Genomic DNA, 12296 nt, shown 5'->3' on the forward strand with positions numbered 1-12296 from the left:
TTAAAATGAAAAAGCTACTAAATATATTTTTTATCCTGTTGCATACTTTGGTTTTTTCGCAAACAAGATATTCTACACATAATGTACGTTTTGGAAGTGAAATGCCAGAATTAAAAGAAGCTGATGTTTTTTTCTATTCAGAATGGGAAGCTAATCCAGCCGATTTTCCAAATAAACTTTCTGATATAGTAAATCTTCAAAAATTAAATAAGAAGGCCAATGTCAAATATCTTATAAACAAAGAGAAAGAAAGTACCGTCGTTGAAATATTGATTAACGGTCAAAAGTTTTCAGAATCTCACTATAAAAATGGTTTGCTAGACGGTCTTAAAACCATTTATCGAGAAAAAGGCTTGATTTTTCAGCAAATAGAATTTAAAAACGGAAAAGCAAACGGAATTGCGAAAGTTTATAATGAAAGAGGAAATCTTATTTTAGAAACCAATTATAAAAACAATCTCAAAGACGGCTTGCGAAGATTTATTATTCCAAGACGTAAGGATATTACTATTGAAGGCAATTATACGGAAGGAAACATAAAAGGAGATCTAAAAGTCTCTTGTGAAAATGAGGTGTACTTTTATCCAAATGATTTGAAAAAAGGACTCGTAAAACGATTTGTGGATGATAAGTTGGTTTCGGAATTTTCTATTTCACAGGAAAAAGTCTTCAATGGTGAATTCAAAGAATATAATCCGATTACAGGAAAATTAATTAGGAAAACTCCATATTATTTGGGTGATATAAACGGTTTTGTTGAATATTATAAATTGAATGGAGAATTTCATTTTAAAAATGAATATCGTTTTGGTAATAGAGTAGGTGCACACAAGTATTATGGAGAAGATAATACACTTTTTTCTGAAGAATATTATGACCAAGAAGGATTGAAAACTGGTGTATGGAAAGATTACGAAAGATCAGGAGTTTTAAGTGATGAAAAGCAATATGTAAATGATAAACTGGAAGGAACGGCTAAAGAGTTTAGAAATGGAATTCTTACTGAATCGACAGAATATCATGAGGGTAAAAGAAACGGAATATCGCAGTATTTTGAGCAAAAAACAGGAGTCTTAAAGACAGAAGCCTTGTATGAAAATGATATCAGAAAAAACGAAAAACAATATTACCCGAAAGGATTGGTGTTTACAGAAACTGATTTTAGAAAAGACGGGAGAAGAATTGCAGTTAGATATTTTGATGAAGAGAAAAAATTACTTTGTGAGAATAAGTGGGGAGAGAATGGAAATCCAAAAGGGACTCACAAGACTTATAATACGAGCAGAGATAATAAATTATATCTTGACACAGAAATAGAATATAATGAAAAAGGAGAGCAAATAATTAATGCTAACTATAATGCTGATGGCGGATATGTGATAAAACATCTAAAAGATGGAAAATGGCATGGGCTAACAACCGTTTACAGCAGTAAAACAAATACGAAAGAAGAGATCTATTATTTTCAAAGTAAAAAAGTAACCAAAGAAGAATTTGAAAAACTCAATAAATAGGAAATGAAACGATTTTAATTGCAATTTTTATTTATAAAAGTTAATAAGACCTAAAGTTTTATGTTTCATACAATAAATGTAAATTTGCGCCATAATTTAAAGAGGTAAAGCTTTGTAACTTTGTCTCTTTGCAACTTTGAACCTTAAAAAATGAAATACAATCCAAACGAAATTGACGCCAAATGGCAAAAATATTGGGCAGAAAATCAAACTTTTGCAGCAAAAAATAACTCCGAAAAACCGAAACATTACGTTCTCGACATGTTTCCTTATCCGTCTGGAGCAGGATTACACGTTGGGCATCCGCTGGGTTATATTGCTTCAGATGTGTATTCTCGTTTCAAAAGACATCAGGGTTTCAATGTTTTGCATCCAATGGGTTACGATAGTTTCGGATTACCTGCAGAACAATATGCGATTCAGACAGGACAGCGTCCGGAAGATACAACGCGCGTAAATATTGACGGGGGAGTAGACAAAGAAGGAAAACAAATTGCAGGTTACAGAAAACAGTTAGATAAAATCGGGTTTTCATTTGACTGGGCACGAGAAGTACGTACGTCAAATCCAGATTATTACAAACATACGCAATGGATTTTTATCCAGTTATTCAATTCCTGGTATTGCAGAAAACAAGGAAAAGCATTTGATATTTCGACTTTAGTTGAAGTTTTTGAAGAAGAAGGAAATAAATTAGTTGAGGCAGTTTGCGACGATAATGTTGAAATTTTCACGGCTGACGAATGGAATTCGTATTCTGAAGATCAAAAAGAAAAAATCTTGCTACAATACAGAATGACGTATTTGGCAGAAACGGAAGTAAACTGGTGTCCGGGCTTAGGAACGGTTTTGGCAAATGACGAAATTGTAAACGGAGTTTCAGAACGTGGAGGTTTTCCTGTTATAAGAAAAAAAATGACACAATGGAGTATGCGAATTTCTGCTTATGCCGAACGCTTACTTCAAGGTTTAAATGATATCGACTGGAGCGAGTCTATCAAAGAATCACAAAGAAACTGGATTGGGAAATCGGTCGGTGCTTTGGTAACTTTTAATGTGAAAGATCATAATGAAGTAATCGAAGTTTTCACTACTCGTCCTGATACTATTTTTGGAGTAACTTTTATGACTTTGGCACCAGAACATGATTTGGTTGCTAAAATTACAACTCCAGAACAAAAAGAAGCTGTTGAAGCGTATATCGAAAAAACGGCAAAACGTTCTGAACGTGAACGTATGGCCGATGTAAAAACCATTTCCGGAGTATTTACAGGAGCTTATGCAGAACATCCGTTTACAAAAGAAGCTATTCCGGTTTGGATTGGTGATTATGTTTTGGCGGGTTACGGAACTGGTGCTGTAATGGCGGTTCCTTGCGGAGACGAAAGAGATTATGCTTTTGCTAATTTCTTTAAAGGTCAAAACGGAATGCAGGAAATTAAAAATATCTTCGCAAATGTTGATATTTCTGAAGCTGCTTATGGATCAAAAGACAATGTTGAAATCGCAAATTCTGATTTCTTAAACGGATTAGATTATAAAAAAGGAACTCAAAAAGCGATTGAAAAATTAGAAGAAATTGGTCAGGGAACAGGTAAAACAAATTACCGTTTACGTGATGCTGTTTTCTCTCGTCAGCGTTATTGGGGAGAACCATTCCCAGTTTATTATGTAAATGGATTGCCTAAAATGATTGACACACAGCATTTGCCAATTATTTTGCCAGAAGTTGAGAAATATTTACCAACAGAAGACGGTTTGCCACCATTAGGAAACGCAGCAGTTTGGGCTTGGGATATAAAACAAAATAAAGTTGTCAATACCGATTTAGTTGACAATGTTTCAGTTTTTCCTTTAGAATTAAACACAATGCCAGGTTGGGCGGGAAGTTCATGGTATTGGATGCGTTATATGGATGCTCACAACGAAAATGAATTTGCGAGCAAAGAAGCTTTGACTTACTGGGAAAATGTAGATTTATACATTGGAGGAAGCGAACACGCAACAGGTCACTTATTGTATTCTCGTTTCTGGAACAAATTCTTAAAAGACAAAGGTTTTGCACCAACCGAAGAACCATTCAAAAAACTGATTAATCAGGGAATGATTTTGGGGACTAGTGGTTTTGTTTATAGAATTGAAGGAACAAATAGTTTTGTTTCTAAAAATAAAATTGGAGATCAAAAAGTACAGCCAATTCACGCTGATGTTTCAATGGTAAATTCTTCTGATGAATTAGATATTGCAAAATTTAAAGCCTGGAGAGAAGATTATGCTGATGCAGAATTTATTTTAGATGATAACGGAAAATACATTGTAGGCCGCGAAGTCGAAAAAATGTCAAAATCAAAGTACAATGTAGTTACTCCTGATGATATTTGTGCAGAATATGGAGCTGATACATTGCGTTTATATGAAATGTTCTTAGGCCCCTTAGAGCAGGCAAAACCTTGGAATACTGCCGGAATTTCTGGTGTATTTGGTTTCTTGAAAAAATTATGGAGATTGTATTTTGATGATAACGGTTTAATCGTAAACAACGACGAACCAACAAAAGACAATTTAAAATCATTGCATAAAACGATTAAAAAAGTAGCAGAAGATATCGAGAATTTCTCTTTCAATACTTCGGTTTCTCAATTTATGATTTGTGTAAATGAACTGTCTTCTCAAAACTGTCATTCAAGAGCGATTTTAGAACCATTAGCAATTTTGGTTTCGCCATACGCGCCTCATATCGCAGAAGAATTATGGTCACAATTAGGACATACAACTTCAATTTCAGAAGTTGCTTTCCCAATTTTTGATGAGAAACATTTAATCGAAACGAATAAAGAATACCCGGTTTCTTTCAACGGAAAAATGCGTTTCACAATCGAATTGCCTTTGGATTTAACCGCAGCACAAATCGAAGAAATTGTAATGAAAGACGAAAGAACACAAAGACAATTAGATGGCAGAACACCAAATAAAGTGATTATTGTTCCAGGAAAAATAATTAATCTAGTCGGTTAATTATTTTAAAATTTCAATATAAAAATTCCAAATTCCAATTTTACGATTGGGGTTTGGGATTTTTTTTTGTGCTTATTTTTTTTGCCACTAATTGCACTATTATCACGAATTTTGTTTTAGATGCTGGTGTTTTTTTTAACGCAAAGAGCGCTAAGGTTTTTCGCAGAGTTTGGAAGGTTATTTTGCTTGCAAAAGCACAAGAACACAAAGCTTCTCAGTTTTGCGGAGTTTCTTAGCTTTTTGTTTACGTTGACTGTATAATTCACATAAAAATCAATTCGTATAATTCGTGGCGAAAAAACCTTTGCGACCTTCATCGATAACATCGAAATTACAAATAAAAAACTTCCAAACTTTGCGAAAAACCTTAGCGCTCTTTGCGTTACAAACCCACACCAACATTGGAATTTGGAATTTAATTATTAAAAATTTTTAAAAGTGTTGTAACATTTTAATAGTTGTCGTATCAAAAGCACGGATCCGATTTAATTAACAACTTAAAACTATTAAAAATGAAAAAGTATATCATCTTAATTATCGCATTCTTATTTTCAGCATTATGTCTAAATGTTTTTGCACAAACAAAATCATATCCATTTGAAGTTCTTAAAAGCGGAAAAGGAAAACAATCTATTATATTCATTCCCGGATTTGCTTCTTCCGGCGATGTCTGGAATGAAACCAAAGCAGCTTTCGAAAAAGATTTCACTTGTTATACGCTAACAATGGCTGGATTTGCCGGAGTAAAACCACAGCCAAATCCATCTTTTGAAAATTGGAAAACCGAAATCGCCAATTATATCAAAGACAATAAAATCGAAAAACCAGTTTTAATCGGTCACAGTATGGGCGGCGGACTGGCACTGGCAATTGCTTCTGATTATCCGGATTTAATTGGAAAAATTGTTGTGGTTGATGCGCTTCCATGTTTGGCGGCTTTGAGCGATCCTTCTTTTAAATCAAAAGAAAATAACGATTGTTCTGCAACCGTAAATCAAATGACGGCTATGAATGAAACCCAGTTTTATGATATGCAGAAACAAATGATGCCAAGACTTTTGCAAGATTCATCAAAATTAGAAACAGTAGTAAACTGGAGTGTAAAATCTGACCGAACCACTTTTGGACAAATGTATTGTGATTTTTTTAATGTTGATTTAAGAGAAAGAATCGCAGCGATAAAATGTCCGTCGTTAATTTTATTAGAATCTTATTTTATAAATTTAAAACCGGCAATCGAAGGACAGTACAAAAACTTGAAAACATCCAATTTTCAATACGCCAATAAAGGTTTACATTTTATTATGTATGATGACAAAGACTGGTATTTGGCACAATTAAACACTTTTTTAAAATCTTAAGATGGAATTCGAAGAAATCTACAAAACATATTGGGATAGAATTTTTAGGCTCTGCATGGGATTTGTGAATGATTATGATGCGGCTCAGGATTTGGCTCAGGAAACGTTTATAATTGTCTGGCAGAAATTAGAAACTTTTAGAAATGAATCTGCTATTGGAACCTGGATTTTCAGGATTGCTTCCAATAATTGCCTGAGGCAGATTGAAAAACAAAAGCGTTTTCCAAAATCAGAATTACCGATTCATCTTTCAGAAGAAAAACAAATATCATTAGAACCACAGATTCAGTTTTTATACAAATGTATTGCCGATCTTCCGGAAACTGATCGTATCATAATTTCATTAGAATTAGAAGATATTAAACAAGCAGAAATTGCTAAAATCGTCGGACTTTCTGAAGCCAATGTAAGAGTGAAAATTCACAGAATCAAAGAAAAACTGACTCAAAAATTTAAAGAAAATGGACAACGATAACAATATAGATTTTAAGGATTTATGGAAAAAACAATCCGTAAGTCTACCCGATATGGAGGATTTATTTTCAAGAGTAAATAAATTTAAAAAAGTCGCTTTAAGAAGTTTATGGATAACCAATATTCTGCTTTTGGTAACAACAGCTTTTATAATTTTTATCTGGATTTATTATCAGCCGCAGTTTGTTTCGACTAAAATTGGAATCGTTTTGACAATTTTAGGAATGATGGTTTATTTATTCATTTATAATAGACTATTAAAAACGTATAAAAATATCGAAGCAACACAAACCAATCAGGAATATTTGCAAAATCTCATTTTAATAAAAAAGAAACAGCAGTTTTTACAGACCAAAATGATGAGTTTTTATTTTATTGCTCTTACAGTTGGGATTTGTTTGTATATGTATGAATACGCAAGCAGAATGTCTCTTTTAGGCGCCGGATTAACATACGGAATCACTTTGCTCTGGATGGCGTTTAACTGGTTTTATATTCGCCCGAAACAAATCAAAAAACAGCAGGCCAAAATCAATAATTTGATAGAAAAGTTTGAAGAAGTTAGTCATCAGCTAGAGCTATAAATAAAGAAGCTTCGTAATTAATACGAAGCTTTACTTTTACCAAAAACAAAAATCTAAATTCTAACTACTAAAATTTATAGTGGAAAGACTAAGGCGTAAAGAATAGAATAATAATTCCGTTACTTATTGCCATTGCTGTTATTCATTTTCTAATTTTCCTCCAATGTAAATTTTCCCGATAAGCGATTGTCCCGAAAAGCCTCCATGTCCATTTACATTTCATGATGCTGCTTTAAGCAAGCGTCAATACAACGCAGAGTTAGAAAATGACTTCTTAATAAATTCTTTAATAATTAATATTTCCTTTTCAACAAAATTACTTGCTTATTAAAGAGAGAGCAATACCTGATAAAAGGCATTTTATATTACCTGATTTCAGGTAAAAGAGTGATAAATCTTTTTCAGAAGGTTTTTAATTTAATATTTTTGGGCAAATACCACTTTATGAAGAAAAGCTGTTTTATTATCCTGTTTTTATTTTTATCTGTCGTAACATATTCTCAGGTTATGCTTTCTCTCGACGACGATTCTGTTTATATTGATAGTATTGCCAAAGTCACGAAAAATACAAAATCAGATAGTTTAAAAAGTCTTTACAGTTTTAGATTGTCTAAAATGTATTCAATGGTACATGACGTTCAAAAATCAAAACAATATCTGGCGCAGGCGAATAAACTCAAAAGAAAATATTCTTTTTTAATAGATGCTTCTCTTTATTATAATGCTTATAATTTTTTAGAGAAAGGCGATGTTAATGGTTTTGAAAAAACACTGCTCGAAGCCAACAACAGACTGAAAAAATATTATAATACCGAAGCATTTAAACTCCGTGCCATTATTCTGCAGAGTTATGGTCTTATGCTGCAGCAAAGAAATAATGAAAAGGGCTATATGCAAATCCTGATAAACGAAGCGATTCCTAATGCTAAAAGAAGCCGGGATTACGAACTTATAAGCAATTTGTACAAAGCCGTTGCTATTATTTTTATGAATACCGGCGAACGCGAAAAAGCCGACGAATATTTGAATGAAGCCCAAAAATATATAGAAAGAAACATTAAAAAAACACCAACTCTGGCTGAGTCTAAACTGGAAACGTATATTATTAAAGCCGAAAATCTGATAGAGCTGAAACATTATTATGACGCCGGAAAAATATTAGATAAAGCATTTTTTACTTTAAAAGATTTTCCGGAATCAAATTTAAATGATTCTTATTATTATTCAGAAGGGCTTTATTATGCGAAACTAAATAAAACTCGTGAAGCCTTAGAGAGTTATAAAAAAGGAATAAAATCAGCAGAAAAACATAACAACACAATTGCAATAAACAAATTAAAATTTGCCGAATATGAAGTTTTTTTTAGATTAAGAGATTATCAAAAAGCCAAAGCCAATCTCGATTATCTTTTAGAAAACTCTAATATTGTTGCTGACAAAAAGAATTATTACAATGAAATGGCAAAGGTCTATAATGCCACAAAAGAATATGACAAGGCTTATTATTATTCGCATAAATACAATGTAATAAACGATAGTTTAAGTAATACAAAATTTAAAACCGAAATTGTAGAACTTGAAGCCAAATATCAAAAGGCCGAAAACGAGAAGAAAATTACTCTGCTCCAGTCGGAAAATGAAAAAGCGGCTTTAATGGTTAATAACACCTGGCTGAATGCGGTACTTTTTGCTGTGTTGTCTTTTCTTTTATTTGTTACGGCTTTGTTTCTGTGGATTTTCATTAAAAATCAAAAGAAACTGAGCATTCAAAAAGAAATAAATCACAAACAAGAATTAATGGCTTATGAAAATCGTCATAAACTTTCTGTTTCTAAAGCTTTAATTCAGGGAGAAGAAATCGAAAGAAAAAGAATTGCCAGAGATTTGCATGACGGATTAGGAAGTATGCTTTCGGGATTGAAAATTCATTTGAATCTCGCCAAAAAAGAAAATCCCGAAACGGTTAACGGAGTTGATGCTCTTTTGGATAATTCTATTAAAGAACTTCGAAATATCTCGCAAAATTTAATGCCGGAAACATTATTAGAGTTAAGTTTAGAGCATGCCTTGAGAGATTTGTGCGCCAAGAATTCGAATACCGTAACAAAAATTGAATTTCAATATTTGATTAAAAAATCGAAACTAACTAAAACTGACGAAATGATGGTTTACAGAATTATTCAGGAACTGTTGAATAATGCTTTAAAATATGCACAAGCGTCTCAGGTTTTGGTTTCCTGTTCTCAAAATAAAGATGTATTTTTTATTACGGTTGAAGACAATGGAGTTGGTTTTGATGTCTCTGATGCAGAAAAGAAAAACGGAATGGGCTTGAAAAACATAAAAAACCGTGTGGAGTTTTTGAACGGAAAACTAGAAATCGAAAGTAAAATAAATCAGGGGACATCGGCATATATTGAATTAACTGTAATTAAAGAAAATCAAAAAAATGAGTAAAAAATATAAAATGGTTGTTGTAGATGACCATCCAATCGTAATTTCGGGAATTGCAGGATTACTTTCGGATTTAGAAAATGTTCAGATTGTAGAAAAAATGCAGTCTGGAGTTTCGCTTTTGGATTATATCGAAAACAACGAAGTAGATTTAATTTTAATGGATATTTTTCTTCCCGTTATTACCGGAATTGATTTATGCAAAGCAGTTAAACAAAAATATCCACAGGTAATTATTATCGCGATGAGCAGCCAGTCTGAACGAAGCCTGGTTATGCAGTTTATCAGAAATGGCGGAAATGGTTATATCTTAAAAAATGCTTCTTTTGATGAGTTTAAAAACTGTATTTACAAAGCGATCGATGGTGAAATTGTATTTAGCGATGAAGTTAAAACAATCGTAAGCCAGCCATTATCTGAAGATTTAGACGTAGTTCCAAGTCTCAGCAGAAGAGAAAAAGATATAGCAGTTTTGCTTTCAAAAGGAAAACAAACGCAGGAAATCGCAGATGAACTTTTTCTGAGCTTTTTAACCGTACAAACACACAGACGAAATATTCTTCAAAAATACAAAACAAAAAATGTAGCCGAATTGATCACGCTTTTGCTTAAAAATAATCTTCTGGATTGAAATTTTGTCTTATAAAATGTCAAAATTGTAAAAGTCACTTATTTCGGTAACGGATTTATCATTTCGATTGGCTTTTTTCCATCAATTCCCTGATGTGGCCTTTCGTGATTATAGTAATATAAATATTGTAATAATTCTTCTTTTAGTTCTTCCAAAGAATCAAAATCAGTTTCTCTGAGCAGATCATCTTCAAGAGTTCGCCAGAAGCGTTCGACCTTCCCGTTTGTCTGTGGTCTATAAGGTTTTGTATGTCTGTGAACAATTCCCAATTCCATAAGCATTCTCTCAAAAGGATGGTTATATTTCTGCTGGCTGGTTTTGATTCCAAATTCAGGTCCATTGTCAGATAAAATCTCTTCAAATTTTATCTCATAATGATCGCTTAAGATGTTTAAGCATTTTAATGACGCAAACATAACCGTTAAACTAGTGATGTCTGGGATTAATTCTGCCCAGGCAATCCGGCTGTAGTCGTCAATTATACATACTAAGTACAATTTTCGATTTTCTCCTTTTATGATGCTTTTGCTTAAGTGATGACAATCAATATGACCAAGCTGTCCCATTCTTTCCTTGATTATTTTTTGATGATTCTTTTTAATCTTCGGAGTTAACCTGTTTATTTTATTACGCTTTAAAATATTATAAACTCCTGAATATGAAGGTGTGTTTTTTCCTAATTTTGGCTTTAAGATACTAACAATTTCATATTTGTTGTTTCCTTTTTCCCTTAATTCAATTACTTTTCGTTCTATAAATGGCAGAGGACGTCTTGTCTTGTATTTTGGACCACGCTTCTGAGGAAGCAGATCCAAAGACTTACCGCTCTGCTTATAACGGTTATAATACTTTAAGAAGCTTTTTCTGCAGGTGTCATTTGCCTTGTAAAAATCCATCGCCTTTTTATGCAACGGATGAGTCTTGTTTTTTACTTGCTCATATTCTTTTATTAAAAAACGATACTTCTCTAAATAGTTTCTCTCTAATGTTGAATCCTGACTGTTATTTCTCATCGCAACAAAATTTATTAAAGGTAAATTTTGTTACCGAAATATCTAACCTTTACAAAAATGACATTTTGTTAAAATGGTTCATAATTTGCTGTTTGTTTTGTAAATTTAAATTCAATCAAAAAAAGAGAAAATTATGGGACCTGGATATTTAATACTTGCCGGAGCTATAATGTTATTTAGCTGGATGGTAAGTGCAAAACTTAAAAGTAAATTTGAATTATATTCTAAACTTCAGCTGCGAAACGGAATGAGCGGTAGAGAAATCGCTGAAAAAATGCTGGCTGATAACGGAATCACAGACGTTCGCGTTATTTCGACTCCGGGTCAGTTAACAGATCACTACAATCCATCAGACAAAACAGTTAATTTGAGCGAAGCCGTTTACAATCATCGAAATGCGGCAGCGGCAGCCGTTGCGGCACACGAATGCGGTCACGCGGTTCAGCATGCAATTGGTTACCAATGGCTGGCAATGCGATCTGCATTAGTACCGGTTGTGAGTATCGCTTCAAATTTTGTACAATGGATTTTATTAGCAGGAATCTTGATGATTAAAGTTTTTCCGGGATTATTATTAATCGGGATAGTGGTTTTTGCAGCTACAACATTATTCTCAATCATTACACTGCCGGTAGAATACGATGCAAGTAACAGGGCTTTGGCGTGGCTTGAAAACAAACACATGCTTACGCAGGAAGAACAAGCAGGAGCAAAAGATGCTTTAAAATGGGCAGCAAGAACTTATCTTGTAGCTGCTTTAGGTTCTATCGCAACGCTGCTGTACTATATCTCGATTTATGCGGGAAACAGAAGGAATTAATTTTTTAATTGAGATAATTAGTCAATTAGATAATTTATGGCAAACCCGTCAGGTTTTTAAAACCTGACGGGTTTTGTTTTTGCATATCTGTATAAATTAAACTGGACTTCAGTCCAGTTTAGAATAATAAATTAAATTGACACATTTGCTAATCGTTGAAATATCCAAATAGAAAAATGATTGTCCAAATTACGAGTATAATATAAAACGAGTTTACATATTCTTTGTTTTCTGATTTGTAGTATTTAAACAAAAAAATCAAAGCCATGATAATGCTTACCGGAATTAAAAGTAAAAACAATAAAAAGCCTGCGCCAGAAGTACATGGACCGCTTGGAGCCGATTTTTCTCCTAATATTGACACTAAAATGTAAACGGTGAAAAATAATAAAGTTTTGAATTCGGTTCGAAGTTTTATCATTATAACATG

At 33.0% G+C, this 12296-nt stretch carries 10 protein-coding genes; 8 read left to right on the top strand and 2 right to left on the bottom strand.

The annotated features are described in order from the left end of the window. Positions 1-5 precede the first annotated feature (5 nt). The 7 genes from ABDW27_RS23860 (at position 6) to ABDW27_RS23890 (ending at position 10033) form a co-directional block, all read left to right on the top strand. Positions 6-1514, top strand: coding sequence for a hypothetical protein (locus ABDW27_RS23860; protein WP_343698200.1), 1509 nt, complete (start codon positions 6-8; stop codon positions 1512-1514). Positions 1515-1664: 150 nt separating this feature from the next. After that, on the top strand, positions 1665-4529 hold the full coding sequence (leuS, locus tag ABDW27_RS23865) for a leucine--tRNA ligase (RefSeq protein ID WP_343698201.1): 2865 nt from the start codon (positions 1665-1667) through the stop codon (positions 4527-4529). 512 nt (positions 4530-5041) lie between these two features. Beyond that, entirely contained in the window at positions 5042-5890 is an 849-nt protein-coding gene (locus tag ABDW27_RS23870) for an alpha/beta hydrolase (protein ID WP_343698202.1), read from the top strand. Between the two features lies 1 nt (position 5891). Then, on the top strand, positions 5892-6365 hold the full coding sequence (locus ABDW27_RS23875) for a sigma-70 family RNA polymerase sigma factor (protein WP_343698203.1): 474 nt from the start codon (positions 5892-5894) through the stop codon (positions 6363-6365). Continuing rightward, positions 6352-6948, top strand: a complete 597-nt coding sequence (locus ABDW27_RS23880; RefSeq protein ID WP_343698204.1) for a hypothetical protein — start codon at positions 6352-6354, stop codon at positions 6946-6948. The genes ABDW27_RS23875 and ABDW27_RS23880 overlap by 14 nt, the downstream gene beginning before the upstream one ends. A gap of 444 nt (positions 6949-7392) precedes the next feature. Continuing rightward, entirely contained in the window at positions 7393-9405 is a 2013-nt protein-coding gene (locus ABDW27_RS23885) for a sensor histidine kinase (RefSeq protein ID WP_343698205.1), read from the top strand. Further along, complete coding sequence (locus ABDW27_RS23890; protein ID WP_343698206.1) at positions 9398-10033, top strand: response regulator transcription factor; 636 nt, start codon at positions 9398-9400, stop codon at positions 10031-10033. The genes ABDW27_RS23885 and ABDW27_RS23890 overlap by 8 nt, the downstream gene beginning before the upstream one ends. 38 nt (positions 10034-10071) lie before the next feature. Here ABDW27_RS23890 and ABDW27_RS23895 read toward each other — a convergent pair whose 3' ends face one another. Next, positions 10072-11046: an integrase core domain-containing protein gene (locus tag ABDW27_RS23895; RefSeq protein ID WP_343695512.1), complete on the bottom strand. Its 975-nt coding sequence runs from the start codon at positions 11044-11046 to the stop codon at positions 10072-10074. A gap of 133 nt (positions 11047-11179) precedes the next feature. On the opposite strand from ABDW27_RS23895, the gene ABDW27_RS23900 reads away from it, so the two are divergent. After that, positions 11180-11866, top strand: a complete 687-nt coding sequence (locus ABDW27_RS23900) for a zinc metallopeptidase (RefSeq protein WP_073415822.1) — start codon at positions 11180-11182, stop codon at positions 11864-11866. Between the two features lie 148 nt (positions 11867-12014). Here ABDW27_RS23900 and ABDW27_RS23905 read toward each other — a convergent pair. Continuing rightward, positions 12015-12296, bottom strand: a 282-nt coding sequence (locus tag ABDW27_RS23905; RefSeq protein ID WP_343698207.1) for a hypothetical protein, incomplete at its 5' end; no start/stop codon positions are given.

Origin of the sequence: Flavobacterium sp., from assembly GCF_039595935.1 — a bacterium.
GTDB lineage: Bacteria > Bacteroidota > Bacteroidia > Flavobacteriales > Flavobacteriaceae > Flavobacterium.